Genomic DNA, 20,458 nt, shown 5'->3' with positions numbered 1-20,458 from the left:
CGTAACCCACTCGTGCCAAATCCGAAAAATTCAAACGCTAATTGTCTTACCAAACAGCTGTAGAAACAAGGAAAATCCTGGAAAAATTTGAACTATGATTGCAAGCTAACATACTGTTTTCATTATATTTATAAAAACAACAACGGCAGTGAGATTCAATGAGCAAAACTTATGCTATGAATCTTCACTGCCGTTTTTAATTTCTTACTGACCGACACTTCCAGTCAGGAATTTGTTACTCGCTTAACAACTTCTCAATGCCTTTGCGGAACTTAGCGCCTTCCTTCAGGTTACGCAGTCCATACTTCACAAACGCTTGCATATAACCCATTTTCTTACCACAGTCGTAACTGTCCCCAGTCATCAGCATTGCGTCAACTGCTTGTTTTTTCGCCAACTCAGCAATGGCATCAGTCAACTGAATACGTCCCCATGCTCCAGGTTGAGTACGCTCCAGCTCAGGCCAAATATCGGCAGAAAGCACATAACGCCCTACAGCCATGATGTCTGAGTCCAGGGTCTGCGGCTGATCCGGTTTTTCGATAAATTCAACAATGCGGCTGACTTTGCCTTCGCGATCAAGCGGATCTTTGGTCTGGATGACGGAGTATTCAGAGAGATCGCCCGGCATGCGTTTTGCCAGAACCTGGCTGCGGCCAGTTTCGTTAAAGCGCGCAATCATTGCTGCCAGGTTGTAACGCAGCGGATCGGCACTGGCGTCGTCGATAACAACATCCGGCAGCACCACGACAAACGGGTTATCGCCAATGGCTGGTCTGGCACACAAAATAGAGTGGCCCAGACCTAAAGGTTCCCCCTGACGCACGTTCATAATGGTCACACCTGGCGGGCAGATAGATTGTACTTCCGCCAGCAGCTGGCGCTTCACGCGCAGTTCAAGGAGAGATTCTAATTCATAAGAGGTATCGAAGTGATTTTCGACTGCGTTCTTGGACGCATGAGTTACCAGGAGGATTTCTTTGATCCCTGCAGCCACAATCTCGTCAACAATGTACTGAATCATTGGCTTGTCGACGATCGGTAGCATCTCTTTAGGAATCGCCTTAGTTGCAGGCAACATATGCATCCCAAGACCCGCTACAGGAATAACTGCTTTTAAATTCGTCATTATTTCATCCACCTGTAAAATGGTTGCTGAATTATAGCTTGTTCGATTTTTTTCGCCAGCATCAATTCCCCTGAATTGATTACTGATTTACTTCCGATGTTACGCCGCTTCGCTCAAGATTGCAGTAGCGTTATTCCTAAGTATGGTTCTATTTTTCCAGGAATGGTCGCAAATCTACCTGCCCCGTTCCGGCAGCTTAAAGTTAATATTTTCCACATTAACGACATGGTGATTAATCCTGTCGATATCGACTGAACTGTGTCCCTTTTCATTCACTGCATGAACATTTACCAGCGACAGTAGCGTCTCGTTCTTTGCCATAAAGACACCACGAACGTCCTTTCGCAGGTCGAAATTCATGGTCAATGCCGGCCCCGCAGTGGATTCTTGCATTACGTTGATATTACGCATAAAAATGTGTTGCGGCTTGTTGTGAAGCTCCAGCGAAGAACGCTTTATTTCAATGTTGGTCAACGCCACGAATGAGACGGCATTCCCTGCGGAAATTTGGATTCCGCGCAATTTCCAGGCAATGTTAGTGTTATCAAGATGAATATTATTCAATCTGAAGTTTTGTGGTATTGAGAGATACTTACCTTTAATGACTCCGTAACCGATTAACATTCCGGCACTCTTTGTCATTTCTATATTGTCAATAACAAAGTTATCACATCCATATATCGCTACCGTGGCGTTATCAATACCCGCTTTCTTGCTGAAAGCTGGCGTAATATTATGAGCCTTGATATTACGAATGATGAAGTGTTTGCCGTTCTCAACATGAATCAGTTGCCGACAATCCGATCCCGTGATATTCGCCACGACAAAGTTTTTAACCGACTGGTCTTCCGGGTAGTTATTATTGTAAGTACTTCCTGCCAGTCCTATGCCAATACCCCAGTTGATTTTGCCGTTAGTACAGTTGATGCGCTCGATGACATGGTCAGATATCAAAATGTCGCGATCATTGATTGCTACATTCCATTCAATAGCGTCGCCCTGTAAATCGCTGAACTTACAATTGGTGATGTTGGCACCGATAATCTGGTTATGAAATCCCTGGCGTAAAATGGCGTAATTAGCGTGGCTGACGGTCAGGTTATCGATGGTCAGGTTGCGCATGACGCGTTTATTTTTGCCGCCGATATAAATCTGCGTTACCGGGCCAAAGCCGCTCATCGCCAACCCTTTAATGGTGCAGTCAGAACCGCGCACATCCAGGGTGATGTTATGCATACGGCCGCCCTCCTCCCCTGTCACCTGGCTTCCGTCCTGTAAGACAAATCGCCCTCTGCCGTTGCCGCGCAGGCTTCCAAGGATGTGTAACGTTTTGCCACGAGGAATGAAGATGCCGGTGTTGATATTGTCACAAACCAATCCGGCAGGCACGACGACCGTTTGCCCTTCGCTGAAAGCCTGTTTAAATGAGGCGATCCAGTCGTGTGGATTGTAGTCGTTGATATTAACGCTTTGTCGGGCAGGAAGTGCACGGGCGAAAGGGGTATGAAGGAAGGCAAGCGCCGAGCTTGCCGTCAGGAAGGTGCGTCGGGAGAGTTTTTTAAATGGCATGCGTTCTCCTCTATAAAGCTTGCAACAAGCTGGCGAGTTCTCGGTTAATCACCTGCTGGTTAAAATCGTGTTCGACTTTTTCGCGCGCGCGTTTGACGACCGGAGCCAGTTCGTCGGTGTCCAGTTGGCTAAACGCCGCCAGTCGTTGCGCCAGTGCGCGAGCATCGTTCTCAGGCACCAACCAGCCGGATTTATCGGCCTCCACCAGTTCCGGTATTCCGCTATGCAGAGTAGAAACAACCGGAATGCCGACCGCCATCGCTTCCATCAGCGCCACCGGAATGCCTTCCATATCGCCATCCGCACCCGTTACCGATGGCAGCAGGAAAACATCCGCGTCGTCGAGCATCGCCTTCACTTCGTGGCTCGGTTTAAAGCCCGGCATCTCCACCACATCTTCCAGTTGATATTGTTCGATGAGGGTACGCAGCCGTCGTTCCCACGGGCCAATGCCGAGGATGCGATAGCGAAATGCCACGCCCTGCTCTTTCAACTGACGGCAGGCTTCAATCGCCACGTGCAGGCCTTTTTTCTCGGTTAAGCGTGCGACGGAAATGATTTCCAGCGGTGTTGCGGGCGCTTTCACGGGACGCGGGCTAAAGCGCGTCATATCTACGCCCATGCGCGATACGGCGATTTTTTCCCTTGGGCAGCCCATTTTTTGCAGCCTTCCGGCCCACAGATCGCTTATCGGTAACATCAGGTCGCCACGGCGAAACAGTTGTTGATATTCGGGAGTGTAGTGGTTGAGCACTTCCCGACTGGAGATATCAATGCCATGGAAGATAGTCGCAATTTTGCCGCGAATGACACCCAGTTCGCGTAGTTTTGCTGCGGTTACCCCCGCTGGGCCAAAATGAGCGATAAAGACATCGGCATGAAGCGGTGTTGCGACCTGGCCGCAAATAGCAGACAAAATCAGGTTCCGCGACTCGGCACCATAGCGTTTGAGGTTGAGCGCCTGCCAGGTATTTTTACGATGAATGCCGCGTAAGGTCTGGCTGGCGCGGTGCCGCAGTTTCGCTACTTTGCCTTGTGGTTCGTCCTGTAACCAGCGGGTTCTGGCGGCAAGGTTATATTTCGTCCATGCCGCGTGAGTGTTCTGGGTGTCGCCTTTTTGCAGCGCGACAATCTCCACCTCAAAGCCCATATCAATAAACGCGGTAATTTGGTTGAGAACGAAGGTTTCCGACGACAGCGGAAATTTCAGTAAAAAGAAGCCGACCTTCATTTCGCCTCCCCAATGCGCTCAAGCACAGATTGCACCATCTGCATTCCTGTCTGACGTTCGCGACTGACGGCTTCGTTAAGTCGCGCGTTCAGCGCCGGAAGCTGGCCTAAGGTATCCGCAACCATCGTTTGCAGGCTGCCGTCCAGTAAATGACGGATATCAATTGCCATCTCTGGCAGTCCCAGCTGCTGCATAATCCCGGCGGATTTATGTTCGTAGTTGATGGCAATCGCCGGAGTGGCAAAGTTCATTGAGATAATGGCAGAGTGCAGGCGCGTACCGACGGTGAGTTCACAGGCACCAAGAATTTTGCCCATTTCCAGGTCGTTGAGTTCATCCATCACCACGTGGTAACGAGCAGGATCGCTGATATGCTGGCGCAGATTGAGCGCCACCATGCGGTCGTCTTTGTTATAGCTGTCGATGCCCGTACAGGTGGAGAGCGCAATCACCTGATAGCCTTCGTCGAGAATGCGATTGACCACCCCGGCAAAGGCTTTTTCATACGCTTGCTGAGTGGTGCCGAGACGTTTGTCGAACGGTGCCAGTTCGCGCAGGGTAATTGCCACCGTTTTCTGTTGTGCGGCAACGTCCAGCCAGTGTTGAACAGCATAGCTGGCGGTGAAATCTTCTGTGTGGTGATCGACCAGCCACGCGGTATCGACGCCATGTTCAACTTTTGCGGTAGTGATATTGCTGCGTTTCATCAGTTCAAGACTGACCGATTCGCGCAGGATCAGCGCGTCGCAGTGACCAAAGACGTAGTTCGCCAGTTGGTTAAATTGCTCATCCTGGAATGGACCGACGCTATGACCAATCATAAACAGCGGCTTTTTTGCCATAAACGTGCAAAGTGCGTGTTCAAACTGCGGCACGCCGTAGAGATCGACAAAAAACGATCCGCCGACCTGGATAATGGCGTCGTAACCTGACAGCAGGCGCACGAAGTCGGTGAATCCCTGGGCGATAGCGATATTACGCAGCTTGCCAGTGTCGGTCACACGGGAAAGCAATACCTGATGCTGGTAGCGCCGACGGAGGACTTTTTTAACGCGCCCGACAACGCCCGCCGCGCTGTTGTGTTGTTTCATTTGCAGGAACAGCGGATCGCCCATTACCGGGCGATTGAGCAGCCAGGAAGAACTGACCGGATAGCGGCTCATCACGTCCACTTCGGCGTGTGGATTGAGGATGTTGATGGCATCAAGTAGGCCGCGCAAGATGGCGCTGTCGCCGCGATTGCCGCAAGTGTGGTTGCCCAGAATAAGTAATTTCATTTTTTCCTCATAAATTTGATGCCAGGTGAGGCTGTGCTTGTTGTGTTCGTTGCCGCTTTTTACCTGATGCGACGCTGGTGCGTCTTATCAGGCCTACAGGTCCCGAGCACAGAACCGTAGGACGGATAAGGCGTTTTACGCCGCATCCGGCAACCGTTGCCGGAACTGAAAACAACAATTCACCCCGCCCGTAAAAGCATTTTCATTTTTTCGCTGCGACAAAACTGACGCTTCACTTCCACCACCAGCGGATGGCGCGACAGCACAATCATCACCACAAACGCCAGCACGCCCGCGGCTATTTGCACCGCCAGCAGCATCCCCAGCGCCAGTTGTGCTTTCAGCAATACGCCCAGCGCATAACTGACCACCAGCGTCGGAAGCGAGAGATAAAACGGCAGCCATAAACTCAGGATGTACTGGCGATAACTGGAGCCGAGCACCGGTTTAATCATCACGAAGTAACTCAGAATGGTGTTGATAATCTGCACCAGCAGGAAGCCAAGCGTGACCCCGATCGCGCCCGCCATTTGCCCACCGATAACAATCGCCGGAATAAACAGAAATGTTTTGAATACGTTGAATTTAAAGCTGATATCGACCCGCGCTTTCGCCATCAGCAGCGAACCAATCGGGTTACCCACGGAGCGCAGAAGCCCCACGACACACAGCAATTGCAGTACCGGAATAATGCTGTTCCACTTTTCACCAAAGACCAGCGGTACAAAGTTATTCGACACCACCATCAGCCCGAGCAGCGCCGGAAAGTTGATAATCCCCACCACCGACAGCAGCTTGTAGAAGTTAATGCGCAGCTTTTCGGTGTCGTCCTGAATTTTGGCAAATGCCGGAAACAACACGCGGGTAATGATTGGGTTCAGCTTCATCGGCGGCACAACGGCCACGTTGTACGCCAGGTTGTATCCCCCTGCCACGCCCGCGCCAAGAATACGCGCCAGCACCAGCGTCGAAAGGTTGGTGTTGAGATAGTTGATGATGCTGTCCGCCGTCAGCCAGGCACCAAAGCGTAAGTTCGGTGCCACCGACGCCAGCGAGAAATGCAGACCGGGGCGATAAATTTTGCGACCAAAGTAGCCAAACAGCAGCGTTCTTACCGCACTATTGACCAGATAACCGAGGATCGCGGTCATCGCCAGCGGCCAGAAATGGGCGCTAACCACCGTAAAAGTGAAGCCCGCCAGCACAGCGCTGGTTTCGATCATGCCGATTTTGTTGAACTCCAGCTCCTTCTGCATCAACGCGCGGAACTGCTGCCCGTGGGGGATCACCACAAACGCCAGCGACAATGTTTTAATCAACGGTGCCAGGTCCGGGTTATTCAGCACGTCACCAATGGCATCACTCAACAAAAACACCGCCACGCACACCGCGATCCCCAGCCCGACGTTCAGCCAGTACAGCGTGGTGAGTTCCAGGTGGCTGATTTCTTTTCGCTGAATAATCGAGTTAGCGATACCGAAGTCAGAAAGCGTATCTGCCAGCGCGATGATCACCAGCGACACAGTAAGCAAACCGAACTGGTGGTTGTCGATAATCCGCGCCAGCACGGTCATCTGCACCAGCCCGAGGCCGATAATGATCACCGTGGCAATCGCCGACCACTTTGCGCCGCTGATGGTTTTTTCACGTAAGCTCATATCAATATGCCGCTTTGTTAACGAAGCCTTTGAATACCGTCAGGAAAACGATTTTGATATCGAACCAGACGCTCCATTCGCGGATGTACTCAAGGTCGAACTCGACGCGTTTTTCCATTTTCTCCAGCGTGTCGGTTTCGCCGCGCCAGCCATTAATCTGCGCCCAGCCAGTAATGCCCGGTTTCACCTTATGGCGCAGCATGTAGCCTTCAATGAGCTGGCGATATTGTTCGTTATGCGCCACCGCGTGCGGACGTGGACCCACAATCGACATCCCCCCGGTCAGCACATTGATAAACTGCGGCAATTCGTCCAGCGAGGTGCGACGCAGAAAGTTCCCCACTTTGGTGACGCGCGGATCGTTCTGCGTCGCCTGAGTCACCACTTTGTCATTCTCCATCACTTTCATGGAACGGAACTTCCACACTTTGATCGGCTTGCCATCCATGCCGTAGCGAGTCTGGCGGAAAATAACCGGCCCCGGTGAACTGAGTTTCACCGCCAGCGCAATGCAGCACAGCACCGGGGAGATCAGCAGCAGGATCAGCGTTGCCAGCACAATATCTTCCGCACGTTTGAGCAGGCGGTTAACTCCGGAAAGCGGCGTGTCGTATAGCGGCACCACCGGTACGCCGTTCATCTCTTCGAGGCGTGAATGGAGAATATTGAAGGTAAAAACATCAGGGATCAGCAGCACCGAACAGGTGGTATCCGCCAGTTGATGGACCAGTTTTTTCACGCGCGCGCCGTCGCACATTTGCATCGCAATATAGACGTTATGAATCTTGCCCGCTTTCGCATCCTCGACCAGCTGTTGCAGATTGCCCGCCCAGTCGTTAGAAACGCCGCCTGGTTTCGGGTCGTGGTATACGCCCACCACTTCAAACCCTAACCACGGCTGATTACGGAAGCTCTCCATCAGCATTTGTCCGGCGGCTAAATCCCCCGCCACCGCGACCATGCGCTTGTTATAGCCATGGTTACGCAGCCAGCCCGCCCCAATGCGAATACACGAACGGCAAACCACCAGTCCGATACTTGTCAGCGCATACCACGCCAGCCAGATTTTCAGTTGCGTGTCGAAATCATTATTGAACGCCACCAGTCCGGCGCTGAAAATCACGCTTAAGGTCCAGTTTTGTAGCAACAGGGCAAATTCTGTCGCTGCCCGAACACCGCGCCATGAGCGATAAAAATCGGTGATGCCGCCCAGCATCTGGAACACCACCAGCGTAATCAGTGCCACCAACAGGTGCATGTAGAGGAATGACAGTCCGCTGACTTCGCAAACCAGCCATAGTCCGGCAAACATGATGGTGATATCTGAAAAGCGTTGCACCATAGAGATTAACGATGCATTGGTTTTCGCTCGCTCGCGCTTTTTTAGATTTGTCATCGTTGTTCCTGTTATTAGCCCCTTACCCGCAATGGGGTAAGGGAAGATCCGACATTACTCGTTCAGCAACGTCAGCAGAGTTCGCGTTCGCGCTTCCATCAGCGGCACATCACCGCGCGATTCCACATTCAGGCGCACCACCGGTTCGGTGTTGGAAGAGCGCAGGTTAAAGCGCCAGTCGGCAAAGATCATGCTGATGCCATCGGTACGATCCACTGCCAGCGCCTCACGGCTAAAGTGCTGTTCGACGCGGTTAATCGCCTCAACAGGTTGCGCCAGTTTGCTGTTGATCTCACCGCTTGCCGGAAACGCAGCCATCCGGTCGCGCACCAGTTCGCCCAGCGTTTTCTCTTTCAGGCACACCAGTTCGGCGACCAGCAGCCACGGGATCATGCCGCTGTCGCAGTAAGCAAAATCACGGAAGTAGTGGTGGGCGCTCATTTCGCCACCGTAGATGGCGTCTTCCTTGCGCATACGTTCTTTAATAAAGGCGTGTCCGGTTTTCGACATCACCGGCGTGCCGCCTGCGGCAGTCACCACATCAACGGTGTTCCAGGAAAGACGGGGATCGTGGATGATCTTCGCGCCGGGATTTTTTTCGAGGAACGCTTCTGCCAGCAGGCCGACAATGTAGTAGCCCTCGATAAACTGCCCTTTTTCGTCAAACAGGAAACAGCGGTCAAAATCGCCATCAAAAGCAATGCCCATATCTGCGCCGTGTTTAATGACTCCATTGCGAGTGTCGTCGCGGCATTCCGGCAGCAGCGGGTTAGGAATACCGTTGGGGAAATTGCCGTCCGGCGTGTTGTGCACTTTGATTAATTCCACAGGCGCGCCGAGGGCTTTAAAGCGGGCTTCAATGGCGTCCACCACCGGACCCGCTGCGCCATTCCCGGAGTTAATCACCAGCTTGAGCGGCGTGAGGTTTTTGACGTTGATATAACCGAACAGGTGATCAACGTAAGCGTCACGCAGATTGATTTGCTGATAGCGACCACGTTTGGTTTCATCGACGGGAGGAAAGTCGTTGGCTTCTGCCAGGCGCTGGACATCGCGCAGTCCGGTATCACCGCTGATCGGGCGAGCCCCTTCGCGCACCAGTTTCATGCCGTTGTAATCCATCGGATTATGGCTGGCAGTAACTTCGATGCCGCCATCCACACCGAGATGGAACGTGGCGAAATAGATCTCTTCGGTGCCGGACATGCCAATATCCAGCACATCGACGCCCGCATCCTGTAAACCTTTTGCCAGCGCCAGTTTTAAGGTTTCGCTGGTGAGGCGGATATCACCGCCTAACACAATGGTTTTCGGTTTAAGAAATTCGCCATAGGCGCGACCAATGCGCCAGGCAATATCTTCATTCAGTTCTTCGCCTAATTTTCCGCGAATATCATAGGCTTTAAAGCAGGTTAATTTTTTCATGTCGTTACCCTTTTTCAGGCAATAGTTGGCCCTGACCGAAGCGGCCAATTTTGTTTTTGTCGTTATTTACATCGCTGTTTCGCATTCATTGCCTGATGCGACGCTGCCGCGTCTTATCAGGCCTACAAACCCGAACCGTAGGTCGGATAAGGCGTTCACGCCGCATCCGACAGCCAGCGCCTGATGCGACGTTTACACCCGTCCGTAGCGATCCGCGAAGCGCACCACATCATCCTCTTCGAGATAAGAGCCGGAGCGCACTTCAATTAAATCGAGCGGAATTTTCCCCGGGTTTTCCAGGCAGTGCGTCGCCCCCAGCGGAATATAAATGGACTCGTTTTCACCAAGCAGTTTGATATCACCGTTGATGGTGACTTTTGCCGTTCCCGCGACCACTACCCAGTGTTCCGCGCGGTGATGGTGCATTTGTACCGACAAGCCCTCACCCGGTTTCACGGTGATGCGTTTCACCTGGTAGCGATCGCCCGCGTCGATAGAGTCATATTTACCCCACGGGCGATACACTTCGCGATGCACCCGATGCTCATGGCGACCATCGGCTTTGATCTGCTCGACCACTTTTTTCACATCCTGCACCGCATTACGGTCGGCAATCAGCACCGCATCTTTGGTCTGCACTACCACCAAATCTTTCACCCCGACGGTGGTGACCAGGCCAGATTCGGCATACACATAGCTGTTTTCAGTTTTGTGATTAATCACATCGCCGTGGCAAACATTGCCTTCCGCAGTGTGAGCGCTGATCTCCCATAAAGAGGACCAGGAACCGACATCGCTCCAGCCCGCATCCATCGGCACCACGACGGCATCTGCCGTACGTTCCATGACCGCGTAATCCACCGACTCTTCCGGACAAGCGAGAAACGCCTCTTCATCCACACGAATAAAATCGAGATCCGGATCGACGGCGCTCATCGCCTTTTCACAAGCATCAAGAATATCCGGGCGATACTTTTTCAGTTCTTCGAGATAGCGTCCGGCACGGAACAGGAACATGCCGCTGTTCCAGTAATATTCGCCGCTTGCCACATAGGCCTGCGCGGTTTCCAGATTCGGTTTTTCGACAAACTGCGCCACTGCAAAGGCCACCGTATCCTGCTCACCCGCCGACACTTCACCGCGACGAATATAGCCATATCCGGTTTCTGGTAGATCCGGCACAATGCCGAAAGTCACCAGTTTGCCCGCTTCGGCATACGGCATGGCGTTACGCACGGCGGCGCGAAAAGCATCTTCATCGGCAATCACATGATCCGCCGCCAGCACCAGCATTAATGGGTCGCTCTCCGGGCTATGACGTTTTGCCGCCAGTGCTGCCAGCGCAATGGCGGGTGCAGTGTTTCGCCCTGCCGGTTCGAGAATAATGTTCTCGGTGAGTTTGTTCAGTTGACGCAGCTGTTCCGCGACAATAAAGCGGTGCTGCTCATTGCAAATCACCACCGGGCTTTCGCACTCCACGCCGTTCAGGCGGCAGATGGTGGTTTGCAGCATGGTGAGATCGCCTTTCAGGCATAAAAACTGCTTGGGGTAAAGTACGCGGGAAAGCGGCCATAAGCGGCTACCGGAGCCACCAGCCATCACAACTGGATAGAGTTTCGACTGCGCCATAATTATCCCCGAATATCATTTATAAATTGACGTAACACGTTCTCTTTATCGAGCGTGCGTTCGGCATATTCACGTGCCACCGTGTTGTGTTTGGGCAGCAGGAGCGCCTGACGAATCCCCGCCACCAGCGCCTCGACCGATTCCGGTTCTACGCAAACCGCGATCCCCGGAAAGGTTTCGCAAAGCTGCCCCAGTTCTGTGTGGGCTTCTGCGGTAATCACCGCGTTACCGCCTACTGCCAGAATATTGGTCAGTTTCGACGGCAATACGGCATCTGCCGCGCCGCGTTTTTGCACCACCAGATGGCAATCGCCCATCTTCAGCAGTGCGGGTAAAGCGTCATACGATTGCAGCGGGAAAAATTGCATGTTGCGCAGTCCACGCTGCTGCGCCATTTTTTCCAGCCGCGCTTTGCCGCCGCCCTGCCCGACAATGGCAAAAATCAGCGGTTCATCACGCAGGCGATCGGCAGCTTCAATAACGTTTTCCAGCCCCTGCTTTTCACCAATATTGCCGGAGTAAAGAATGATTTTTTTGTTATCCGGCAGGCCAAGTTGGTTACGAAGGGCATCAACATCGGCGTCTGCAACATGTTGAAAACGGGCGATTTCCGACCAGTTGGGGAAGAAGATGACGTTTTCCGCCGCCACGCCTTTTTCGATGGCTTTATTCATCATCGAACGCGAAATCGTGGAGACGTTATCAACGTGATGCAGTCCGCTACGTTCGAAGGCCGTCGCCAGCTGTGCCACTTTGCCGCCTTTGCCTTTTCCGGCAAGGCCCAGCCCCAGCATGGCATCCACTTCGTAATCCTGAATATGCAGCACGGTACGCGCACCAGAGAGTTTCGCCAGCAGACGCATTCCCGGCGTGCAAAACAGCGTTGGCACCACGCCGATAATGCGATCCGGCTTCCAGCGACGTTGGGCCATCAGAGGAAAGAAACTGCTGGCGGCAAAACTGCCGAGATGCAACAGGCGTTTCAGAGTGCTCGGCTGTTTTGGCACGTACAGCGGGCAGCGCCACACCGTGGCGGCCCCCTCTTCCCGTTTGTACCGCCAGGCGGAATAGTTCTCGCCCACCTGCCATTGCGGGTAGTAAGGCGGTGCGGTAATGACCCGCACCTCATGACCTTGTACCGCCAGCCATTCCACCATCTCGCCGGTGTATTTGCCGATGCCGGTTAACTCCGGCGAGTAGTTAATGCCGTAGACCAGTATTTTCATAATCCGGGTACTCCGGCACGCTTCTCAGCGAGAAAATAGGCGCGGCTGTTAGCGTGAACATTGTCACTGGCGAGCAGCGCGTCCGGCGTCAGCCAGCGGTAATCGTCATGCTGCTCATCCGGCAGTAACAGCTCTTCTTCCGCGACTCTGAAGCGAAAACCGAGCACCACATAGTGAGTGGTGAAATCCGTGCCGGAGAAGTTATCGTCATAAAAGTGCTGCCAGACACCGTAAAACTGGCCTGCTGTTATCGGCAGACGCAGCCCCAGTTCCGCCATCGTCAGCCGCTCAAATGCGGCTTCCAGCGTTTCGTCTTTCTGCACGCGCCCTCCCGGCACAAACCAGTAACCCTGCGCCGGGCGGTTGGTTCTTTTGCCAAGCAGAAACTCGCCGCGACTGTTCTCGACGATGAAGTCGAGAGAGACAAGCGGAGTGGAGCGCACTACCGTGGCAAAGTCTTCCTGACGTAAAAACATCATTACCCCCGAAAGCGGTCTTGATACTCAAGGAACCACTGGTAAGTGCTGGCAAGCCCCGCTTCCAGTGAGATTTCGTGATACCAGCCAAGCTGATGCAGGCGCGTCACATCCAGCAGTTTGCGCGGCGTACCATCCGGTTTGCTGGCATCAAAAACCACCCGGCCTTTGTAGCCCACCACTTTGGCGATGGTTTGCGCCAGCTCGCGGATAGTGCAGTCAACGCCCGTGCCGACGTTAATGTGCGACAACATCGGCTGGGTGTTCTCCAGCCAGACTTCGTGCGCCAGCTCCATCACATGAATGCTTGCCGCCGCCATATCATCGACATGCAGAAATTCGCGCATCGGTGTACCGCTGCCCCACACCACCACGTCCGGCGCATTCTGTGCCGTCGCCTCGTGGAAGCGACGCAGCAATGCTGGGATCACATGCGAGTTACTCGGATGGAAGTTGTCGTGTGGCCCGTACAGGTTGGTCGGCATGACTGAGCGGTAATCGCGTCCATACTGGCGGTTGTAAGATTCGCACAGTTTGATCCCGGCGATTTTGGCAATGGCGTAAGGCTCGTTGGTCGGCTCCAGCGTGCCCTGCAACAACTCGCTTTCTGCCATCGGCTGTTTTGCCAGTTTCGGGTAGATACAGGACGATCCGAGAAACAGCAGTTTGTTAACGTCGTTCTGATGCGCGGCGTGAATGATGTTGCTCTCAATCATCATGTTCTGATAGATGAAATCCGCCGGATACGTGTTGTTGGCAACAATGCCGCCCACTTTCGCCGCCGCCAGATAGACCTGGTCAATGCTTTCGCTGGCAAAGAAATCATGCACGGCGCGGCTGTCCAGCAGGTTCAGCTCGTCGCGGGTGCGTAATACCAGTTCCACATCACCGCGCTGTTCGAGCTGCCGCCTGATGGCAGAACCGACCATCCCGCGATGGCCAGCGATAAAAATGCGTTGTCTACTCATGCTTATGACTCCAGCGCGATCGCCACGTCGTAGCCGTGAGATTTCAGCAGAGAGTGTTTTTTCGCCGCTTCGAGGTCATTAGCCACCATTTCAGACACCATCTCTCTGAGGGTGATTTCCGGTTTCCAGCCCAGTTTTTCGTGCGCTTTGGTCGGGTCGCCGAGCAGCGTTTCAACTTCTGCCGGACGGAAGTAACGCGGGTCAACGGCGATAATCACATCGCCCGGTTTAACGCCCGGCGCGTCATGCCCGGTGACGGAAACCACAATGCCCTTCTCTTCAACGCCCGTGCCTTCAAAGCGCAGTTTGATGCCCAGCTGTGCTGCCGCCATTTCCACGAACTGACGCACGGAGTACTGAACGCCGGTGGCAATAACGAAATCTTCCGGTTGTTCCTGTTGCAGCATCATCCACTGCATTTTTACGTAGTCTTTGGCATGGCCCCAGTCACGCAGGGAATCCATATTGCCGAGGTACAGGCACGACTCCAGCCCCTGGGCGATGTTGGCGATTGCGCGGGTGATTTTGCGGGTAACGAAGGTTTCGCCGCGGCGCGGGGATTCATGGTTGAAGAGAATACCGTTGCAGGCGTACATGCCGTAGGATTCGCGGTAGTTAACGGTGATCCAGTAGGCATACAGTTTGGCGACCGCATACGGAGATCGCGGGTAGAACGGTGTGGTTTCTTTCTGCGGAATTTCCTGCACCAGACCGTACAGTTCAGAGGTGGAAGCCTGATAGAAACGGGTTTTCTTTTCCAGACCGAGGAAGCGGATCGCCTCCAGCAGGCGCAGCGTCCCCATCGCATCAACGTCTGCGGTATATTCCGGTGACTCAAAAGAAACCGCAACGTGGCTCATTGCGCCCAGGTTGTACACTTCATCCGGCTGCACTTCACGCAAAATGCGCGTCAGGTTGGAGGTATCACTCAGGTCGCCATAATGCAGATGGAATTTCGGGTTGCAGGTGTGCGGATCCTGATAAATGTGATCCACGCGCTCGGTGTTGAATGACGATGCACGACGCTTAATACCATGCACCTCGTAACCTTTTTCCAGCAGCAGCTCTGCCAGGTAAGAACCGTCTTGTCCGGTTACACCGGTGATGAGAGCGACTTTTGACATGTCTTATTCCTCTGTATTTTTTGAATTTATTCAGTTTCAACGCGTTCGCGTATCACCACTGCGGGATTCCCCCGGCAAACCACATTTGCCGGAAGCGATTTAAAAACACTGCTTCGCGCACCCACGACGGTGCCGTCGCCGATCGTGACGCCAGGCGCGACAAAGACATCTGTCGCCAGCCAGCATTTCTCGCCAATCACAATAGGCGTGGCGTTAATGGTGAAATGTCGACTTGCGTGGTCATGGCTACCGGTGCACAAATAACTTTTTTGTGAAATCACTGAATGTGCACCAATGGTTATTTCGCCGAGGGTATATAAATTGACGTCATCGCCGACCCACGCGTAATCACCTAAAGTTAATTTCCACGGATAGGTAATTTTTACTGACGGACGAATAACTACGTTTTTTCCTATTTTTGCGCCGAATAAACGTAATAAAAATGCCCGCCAGCGATACAATACTTGTGGCGACCAGGCAAATATTGTCGCCTGTACTGCCCACCACAATTGCACTTTAATAGCGTTGCCGCCCCGGAACCCTTTCGGCACCGAGAAACCGCTTAAATCTTGCATTGGTATTCCTTATGTACTCTAAATAATTCGAGTTGCAGGAAGGTGAACGAACGCAGACGCAGCACATGCAACTTGAAATATGACGAGTATATTCAGACTTTGTTATATAAGGCTTTAGTCTTACCCGTCGTGCGCTGGCGTAAATGCCAGGATAATTCTGCCCAGAAGCCAGGCACATGTAATATTTGTCGTTGGACTTTTTTCGCATCGGCACACAATTCCATATTATTGGTGGTAGATACCCCACCCATGGAAAATTCAGACACCAGGCCATTGAGCTTTTTAAATGCATAACCAGCTTTATACATTTTGGCCGCCAGCGCGTAATCGGAAGAAACTTTATATTCCAGGTCATAACGCCATTTTTTCAAGCCGGATACCGGGAAAAATATCGCCTGATGACTGGCGGGCAGGCTGTGATAAATATACCAACCCGGTTTAGCACTACGCTTAATTTTATGCCCGTCGCCAAAATCCAGCAGCGCATCGCCGGTGATCATCACGTTATCTTTTTGCACTTTTAACTTACGGACAAAATTTGCGGCATCCTGATGAAAAATATCGCCCGAATTGAGAAACAACGCGAACTTGCCTTGTGCCATCGCAATGCCTTTGTTCATGGCGTCGTAGATACCGTTATCCAGCTCGCTGACAAAGCGTAGGTTATAGATACCATTGAGATTTTGCAGATACTCACGGGTACCGTCGTTGGAACCGCCATCGACAACAATCCATTCGAAGCTGATATCGTCCGCCTGCGCCAGATGCGCCAGCGAGGCATGTGTTTTGACTATCCCTTCGAGGTTACGAAACGCGACAGTGATTATGCTAAGCAACATGTTTTACCTCGTTATCCCCGTCCTACTTCAAGCTGCATGTGCGTTGGTTTTCCTCGCTCACCCCAGTCACGTACTCGTGTACGCTCCTGGGGATTCGCTGCGTCACCAACTTCCTGCAACTCGAATTATTTAGGGTGTATATTTAACGCTTTTCGCAAAATAAACGGACAGACGATTAAAAATGCATATTCCGGGCTAAATATCGATCCGGTAAAAAACAGCGATACCGGAGTAAAAAGATATAATTGCACGCGAAAATTGCGGTTATCACCAAAAGCGTTGATCATCATTTTCATTACTTTCCCCATGTACCACAGCGATAAAAACACTGCGAACCAGGAAAAATAAATAATCAGCAGATACAAACCATTGTCTATGGTTTTTCCAACATCCGCACCGTTAAATATTCCGAATGATGCGACATATTCATAAAGTGAGCCAAATCTGACTACACCGTCAATATGGGTCAAAGAATAACCGACCATCACCAGCGGACCGACAATACGATAATATGATGACGATCCTTCTGTGCCCAAATCTCCCAGACGGGTGGAAATATAAGGAAACGCGATTACCACACCAACCAGGAATACAGCCAGAGAAATCAATGCTAACGGTAACTTTTTCTTAATCGCCTCTTTATTCAGATATTGAAATGCCCACTCCAGCAAATAAAACAGGATAAAGGTCATAACCCCTGAAAACGCTCCAGATAATATTATTCCTGCGAGAATCATAGCATCGGTTTTAGGCGTTTTGATACCAAACTGTTTGATGCTGAGCCAAATTGAGATTAATGCCAGAGCGAAAAATGCCGGTTCGAAATAAAGTGCTGTCGTGCGCTTGCCGCCGAATTTAATGAAATTCAGTACATAGCTGTTGCTGTAAATCAGATATTTCGAAATCGACTCCATAATACTGCTGCCGCCGGTGAGGATAATTTGCGCCATCTCCACCGCCGCCAGCGCCACCACCAGCCCGACCACCAGATAAAAGAAACGCAATATCTTGCGATGATTGTGTGGCGAAATTGTTTTAAAACGAATACTCCACACCATACCAATAATGATCACAATATAGACAAACAGCATGGTTGAAGTGACGTATTTACTGGCATCCAACGACTGACCAAACAGGTAGTTAAACGCCGTGAGTCCCGCACCAATCCCCAGGGCAATCATCAATTTTTTAACGCTAATGCGTTCTAAAAACAGCAGTAACAAGACAGGTAAAAAAGTGACGATGGTGATGGGGAAACTTTCGCCAAGCTGGGTGATTTTGACGTTAACCAGCAGGTAAATCAGCGGCAGCAGCAGGTAGCTACAGATTCTGATAGACGTTGACATACTCCTCCAGCATCTGTTGTCCACTGTAGGCGGCGCGGCTGCGTTGGCTGAACTCAGCCAGCGTGGTACCAAATATCGCCTGCGCGATTTCCGGTTTGCTTAACTGCACCAGTTGCAGCACGTCTTCTTCGCTGACCGTTTTACCGCCGGATTTTTGCAGCACTTCCCGCGCCGCATCGCTATGGGTGGCGATTACAGGCACACCAATCGAAAGCGCCTCACACAAAATCAGCGGGTAGTTATCGACGCGAGAACTGAACACCAGCGCATCCATCTGATTGAGCGCGCTCATTAACTTACGTTTGTCGGTTTCAAAGCCGTGATTGACCACGTTACCAGCGGTGAACGGCGAGAACTTACCGAAGGTATGCAGTTCGATTTTGTTGCCCAGCGCCATCATCTCGCGCACCAGTCGCTGGTTAGTTTTGCCGTCGTAACGCAGGTCATGCGCCACCACCGCGATTTTCGGCTTGCCCTGAGTTTCGCGCACCGGAGGCAAGTCCGCCAGAATCGCCTCGGTTGCCATATCAATGCCATTATTGATAATCCGGCAACGCCCTGGACCGTACAGGCTATTGAAAGCATCAGCCACATGCTGGCTGGGGGAAATAAACTGACAGCCCAGTGCCAGCATCTCACGGAATAACTGGCGTTTGCCCGCCACCAGCTGGTGCGCGCGATCAATCTTCACCGGCGGATAATTATTTAAGGTCGGGCATTTCTGGCAGCCCGTTTTCCAGCCTTCACAACCATCAGTAAAGGCGCAGCGCCCGGTAACACTCCAGTGGTCGTGCAGCGTCCAGACCAGAGTGACGTCCGGTTTATGGTTTTTCACCTTTTCGCAAAAGCGCACCACGCTGTTAAGATTCAACCAGTAGCTATGCAGCACATGGAAATGCAGGACCACCGGTCCCGGGGTGCGAGTAATGGTGCGATATAACTCATTGAAATTGCCAAACAGATCGCGATTAAACAGACGAAACAGGGCAATGTTCGCCATCGCGGTCATCCGCGGCGTATGTTTGATTACCTGCGGATAGTTTTGATGACTGACGCTCTCTTTGCCGCCTTTGCCGTAGCCGTAGACAAAATGTGATGCCAGCCCCTGTTGCAGCGCACGCTGGTGGAGATCTAACGCCACACCTGCCGCCCCGCCTTCCGCCAGTCGCACATTAAATTGCAGAATATTCATTTAATTACCTTCACTCGCGCTTTTTCTCCCACCACCAGCGCGTTGTCCGGGACAGAGTCGAGCACCACGCTGCCCGCGCCCACGGTGACGTTGTTACCAATCGTGATATCACCAAGAATAATGACGTTGGCACCGAGTTCGACGCCGTTGCCAATGTGGGGACATGCCATGTTATCGGCACCCCGATTGCCAATAGTGACACCGTGGCGAATGGTGAAATCATCCCCCGCTACCACGTTTTTATTGATCACTACGGCGTAACCGTGATGGATAGTGAAACGGCGGCCAATGGTTGCGGCAGCCTGGATTTCATAACCGAAAAAGCATTCGGTGATAATGCGATACAGCACCAGCAACGGGACCGCCCACAGATTGTTGAGGACGTTCTTTTTGCGCCACACCGAACAAAAATGAGCGACGCGATAGGCAAGAACCATGCAGCACGGGCGTAAACTCCAGCTGTTGGCACGCAGATCTTCCAGCATCCTTAACGCCCCCGAATACCATCAGCCAGACGTTTGCCATTCCGCACCGACAGCAGTGTCAGCAAAGTGCGCCAGGTCATACGTTTATTGCGGATCTGGTAGAGGGTAAACAGCTGATATTTTTTGCTGGCACGGTCAAATTTGTCTTTGTGCTTGCGGTAAAAGTGGAAGTATCCGGAGAATTTTTTCGGTGACGAGGTGATCTGCATTTCGCCGTGATTGATATGCAGGATCTGCGTCGCCTCTTCCACTTTCCACGGTTCGCCGTACTCCACAACCATCCGCAGGAAGATGTCGTAATCCTGTGCCGCTTTCAGTTCGGTATCGAACAAACACTCTTTGAAACGCCATGCCCAAGTAAAAACCTGATTGCCAATGATATTGCGTTTGTAAAACAGGCGGCGTGAATACGGCGATTTGGGATACAGCGGTAAGCTTGCCGGTTGGGAATAGACTTCGCCCTGGCAAACGTAGTCGTTAGCGTACAAAAAGGCGTGAGTGACCAGTTGCTGTTTATGTGCGAGGAAGACGCTCAGGCGGTTGGGTGTCCATTCATCATCATCATCGATCCCGGTGATGTATTCCCCTTGCGCCAGCATAATCGCCTGGTTACGTACCGCGCACGCCCCGCTGTTAATGTCGTTGTGGATGTAAGTGATACGCGGATCGTTGAGGGCGGTGACGTACTGTTGCAGCTGCTCCCAGGAGGTGGAGCAATCATCCACGATGATCATCTCCCAGTTGTTGTAGTCCTGGCGCAGGACCGATTTTATCGCCCGAATCGCCAGTTGTTGGCGGTTCCAGGTCGGCATATAGATTGAGATCAGCGGATTGTCTTTCATAGTTTGTTCTCCCGGCTTATGAGCTGGTTTGCTTGCCGGATGCGGCGTGAACGCCTTATCCGGCCTACGAG

18 protein-coding genes are annotated in these 20,458 nt (G+C 52.2%); all 18 read right to left on the bottom strand.

All coding sequences use genetic code 11. From position 1 onward, the window contains the following. Positions 1–235: 235 nt before the first annotated feature. Positions 236–1,129 (bottom strand): UTP--glucose-1-phosphate uridylyltransferase GalF, encoded by an 894-nt coding sequence (gene galF / locus FEK42_RS02115; RefSeq protein WP_000183029.1) that lies wholly within the window; start codon positions 1,127–1,129, stop codon positions 236–238. 174 nt (positions 1,130–1,303) lie between these two features. After that, positions 1,304–2,698 carry a colanic acid biosynthesis protein WcaM gene (gene wcaM / locus FEK42_RS02110; protein ID WP_135492763.1) on the bottom strand — a complete coding sequence of 465 codons (1,395 nt, stop codon included), beginning with the start codon at positions 2,696–2,698 and terminating at the stop codon, positions 1,304–1,306. A gap of 10 nt (positions 2,699–2,708) precedes the next feature. After that, positions 2,709–3,929: a colanic acid biosynthesis glycosyltransferase WcaL gene (gene wcaL / locus FEK42_RS02105; RefSeq protein ID WP_135492764.1), complete on the bottom strand. Its 1,221-nt coding sequence runs from the start codon at positions 3,927–3,929 to the stop codon at positions 2,709–2,711. Next, positions 3,926–5,206: a colanic acid biosynthesis pyruvyl transferase WcaK gene (gene wcaK / locus FEK42_RS02100; RefSeq protein ID WP_135492765.1), complete on the bottom strand. Its 1,281-nt coding sequence runs from the start codon at positions 5,204–5,206 to the stop codon at positions 3,926–3,928. The genes wcaL and wcaK overlap by 4 nt, the downstream gene beginning before the upstream one ends. 179 nt (positions 5,207–5,385) lie before the next feature. Beyond that, positions 5,386–6,864, bottom strand: a complete 1,479-nt coding sequence (gene wzxC / locus FEK42_RS02095) for a colanic acid undecaprenyl disphosphate flippase WzxC (RefSeq protein WP_135492766.1) — start codon at positions 6,862–6,864, stop codon at positions 5,386–5,388. 1 nt (position 6,865) lies between these two features. Beyond that, entirely contained in the window at positions 6,866–8,260 is a 1,395-nt protein-coding gene (wcaJ, locus tag FEK42_RS02090) for an undecaprenyl-phosphate glucose phosphotransferase (RefSeq protein WP_000183107.1), read from the bottom strand. A 54-nt stretch (positions 8,261–8,314) separates the two neighbouring features. Further along, on the bottom strand, positions 8,315–9,685 hold the full coding sequence (gene cpsG / locus FEK42_RS02085; RefSeq protein WP_135492767.1) for a colanic acid biosynthesis phosphomannomutase CpsG: 1,371 nt from the start codon (positions 9,683–9,685) through the stop codon (positions 8,315–8,317). A 192-nt stretch (positions 9,686–9,877) separates the two neighbouring features. Further along, the gene (cpsB, locus tag FEK42_RS02080) at positions 9,878–11,314 is read right to left on the bottom strand and encodes a mannose-1-phosphate guanyltransferase (RefSeq protein WP_130260003.1); all 1,437 of its coding nucleotides are present in this window, start codon (positions 11,312–11,314) and stop codon (positions 9,878–9,880) included. Between the two features lie 2 nt (positions 11,315–11,316). After that, on the bottom strand, positions 11,317–12,540 hold the full coding sequence (gene wcaI, locus FEK42_RS02075) for a colanic acid biosynthesis fucosyltransferase WcaI (RefSeq protein WP_138211721.1): 1,224 nt from the start codon (positions 12,538–12,540) through the stop codon (positions 11,317–11,319). After that, entirely contained in the window at positions 12,537–13,016 is a 480-nt protein-coding gene (gene gmm, locus FEK42_RS02070) for a GDP-mannose mannosyl hydrolase (protein WP_000479836.1), read from the bottom strand. The genes wcaI and gmm overlap by 4 nt, the downstream gene beginning before the upstream one ends. 2 nt (positions 13,017–13,018) lie before the next feature. Beyond that, a complete protein-coding gene (gene fcl, locus FEK42_RS02065) occupies positions 13,019–13,984 on the bottom strand; it encodes a GDP-L-fucose synthase (RefSeq protein WP_135492769.1) in 966 nt (321 codons plus the stop codon). Positions 13,985–13,986: 2 nt separating this feature from the next. Beyond that, positions 13,987–15,108, bottom strand: a complete 1,122-nt coding sequence (gene gmd / locus FEK42_RS02060) for a GDP-mannose 4,6-dehydratase (protein WP_000048207.1) — start codon at positions 15,106–15,108, stop codon at positions 13,987–13,989. A gap of 26 nt (positions 15,109–15,134) precedes the next feature. Continuing rightward, positions 15,135–15,683 carry a colanic acid biosynthesis acetyltransferase WcaF gene (gene wcaF, locus FEK42_RS02055; RefSeq protein ID WP_130260006.1) on the bottom strand — a complete coding sequence of 183 codons (549 nt, stop codon included), beginning with the start codon at positions 15,681–15,683 and terminating at the stop codon, positions 15,135–15,137. Positions 15,684–15,775: 92 nt separating this feature from the next. Continuing rightward, on the bottom strand, positions 15,776–16,522 hold the full coding sequence (gene wcaE, locus FEK42_RS02050; protein WP_135492770.1) for a colanic acid biosynthesis glycosyltransferase WcaE: 747 nt from the start codon (positions 16,520–16,522) through the stop codon (positions 15,776–15,778). 125 nt (positions 16,523–16,647) lie between these two features. Beyond that, complete coding sequence (wcaD, locus tag FEK42_RS02045; RefSeq protein ID WP_135492771.1) at positions 16,648–17,868, bottom strand: colanic acid polymerase WcaD; 1,221 nt, start codon at positions 17,866–17,868, stop codon at positions 16,648–16,650. Continuing rightward, positions 17,843–19,060, bottom strand: coding sequence for a colanic acid biosynthesis glycosyltransferase WcaC (gene wcaC, locus FEK42_RS02040; RefSeq protein ID WP_135410142.1), 1,218 nt, complete (start codon positions 19,058–19,060; stop codon positions 17,843–17,845). The genes wcaD and wcaC overlap by 26 nt, the downstream gene beginning before the upstream one ends. Continuing rightward, the gene (gene wcaB / locus FEK42_RS02035) at positions 19,057–19,545 is read right to left on the bottom strand and encodes a colanic acid biosynthesis acetyltransferase WcaB (RefSeq protein WP_135491607.1); all 489 of its coding nucleotides are present in this window, start codon (positions 19,543–19,545) and stop codon (positions 19,057–19,059) included. Before wcaB ends, wcaC begins: the two co-directional genes overlap by 4 nt. Positions 19,546–19,547: 2 nt before the next feature. After that, positions 19,548–20,387, bottom strand: a complete 840-nt coding sequence (gene wcaA / locus FEK42_RS02030; protein ID WP_000654487.1) for a colanic acid biosynthesis glycosyltransferase WcaA — start codon at positions 20,385–20,387, stop codon at positions 19,548–19,550. Positions 20,388–20,458 lie beyond the last annotated feature (71 nt).

Source organism: Escherichia sp. E2748 (assembly GCF_005781125.1).
GTDB lineage: Bacteria > Pseudomonadota > Gammaproteobacteria > Enterobacterales > Enterobacteriaceae > Escherichia.
This window is presented reverse-complemented; position numbering and strand designations above follow the sequence as displayed.

Excerpts from the sequence above, each read along its gene's own strand:
- galF (WP_000183029.1), bottom strand. The coding sequence starts at position 1,129 with ATGACGAATTTAAAAGCAGTTATTCCTGTAGCGGGTCTTGGGATGCAT.
- wcaM (WP_135492763.1), bottom strand. The coding sequence starts at position 2,698 with ATGCCATTTAAAAAACTCTCCCGACGCACCTTCCTGACGGCAAGCTCG.
- wcaL (WP_135492764.1), bottom strand. The coding sequence starts at position 3,929 with ATGAAGGTCGGCTTCTTTTTACTGAAATTTCCGCTGTCGTCGGAAACC.
- wcaK (WP_135492765.1), bottom strand. The coding sequence starts at position 5,206 with ATGAAATTACTTATTCTGGGCAACCACACTTGCGGCAATCGCGGCGAC.
- wzxC (WP_135492766.1), bottom strand. The coding sequence starts at position 6,864 with ATGAGCTTACGTGAAAAAACCATCAGCGGCGCAAAGTGGTCGGCGATT.
- wcaJ (WP_000183107.1), bottom strand. The coding sequence starts at position 8,260 with ATGACAAATCTAAAAAAGCGCGAGCGAGCGAAAACCAATGCATCGTTA.
- cpsG (WP_135492767.1), bottom strand. The coding sequence starts at position 9,685 with ATGAAAAAATTAACCTGCTTTAAAGCCTATGATATTCGCGGAAAATTA.
- cpsB (WP_130260003.1), bottom strand. The coding sequence starts at position 11,314 with ATGGCGCAGTCGAAACTCTATCCAGTTGTGATGGCTGGTGGCTCCGGT.
- wcaI (WP_138211721.1), bottom strand. The coding sequence starts at position 12,540 with ATGAAAATACTGGTCTACGGCATTAACTACTCGCCGGAGTTAACCGGC.
- gmm (WP_000479836.1), bottom strand. The coding sequence starts at position 13,016 with ATGTTTTTACGTCAGGAAGACTTTGCCACGGTAGTGCGCTCCACTCCG.
- fcl (WP_135492769.1), bottom strand. The coding sequence starts at position 13,984 with ATGAGTAGACAACGCATTTTTATCGCTGGCCATCGCGGGATGGTCGGT.
- gmd (WP_000048207.1), bottom strand. The coding sequence starts at position 15,108 with ATGTCAAAAGTCGCTCTCATCACCGGTGTAACCGGACAAGACGGTTCT.
- wcaF (WP_130260006.1), bottom strand. The coding sequence starts at position 15,683 with ATGCAAGATTTAAGCGGTTTCTCGGTGCCGAAAGGGTTCCGGGGCGGC.
- wcaE (WP_135492770.1), bottom strand. The coding sequence starts at position 16,522 with ATGTTGCTTAGCATAATCACTGTCGCGTTTCGTAACCTCGAAGGGATA.
- wcaD (WP_135492771.1), bottom strand. The coding sequence starts at position 17,868 with ATGTCAACGTCTATCAGAATCTGTAGCTACCTGCTGCTGCCGCTGATT.
- wcaC (WP_135410142.1), bottom strand. The coding sequence starts at position 19,060 with ATGAATATTCTGCAATTTAATGTGCGACTGGCGGAAGGCGGGGCGGCA.
- wcaB (WP_135491607.1), bottom strand. The coding sequence starts at position 19,545 with ATGCTGGAAGATCTGCGTGCCAACAGCTGGAGTTTACGCCCGTGCTGC.
- wcaA (WP_000654487.1), bottom strand. The coding sequence starts at position 20,387 with ATGAAAGACAATCCGCTGATCTCAATCTATATGCCGACCTGGAACCGC.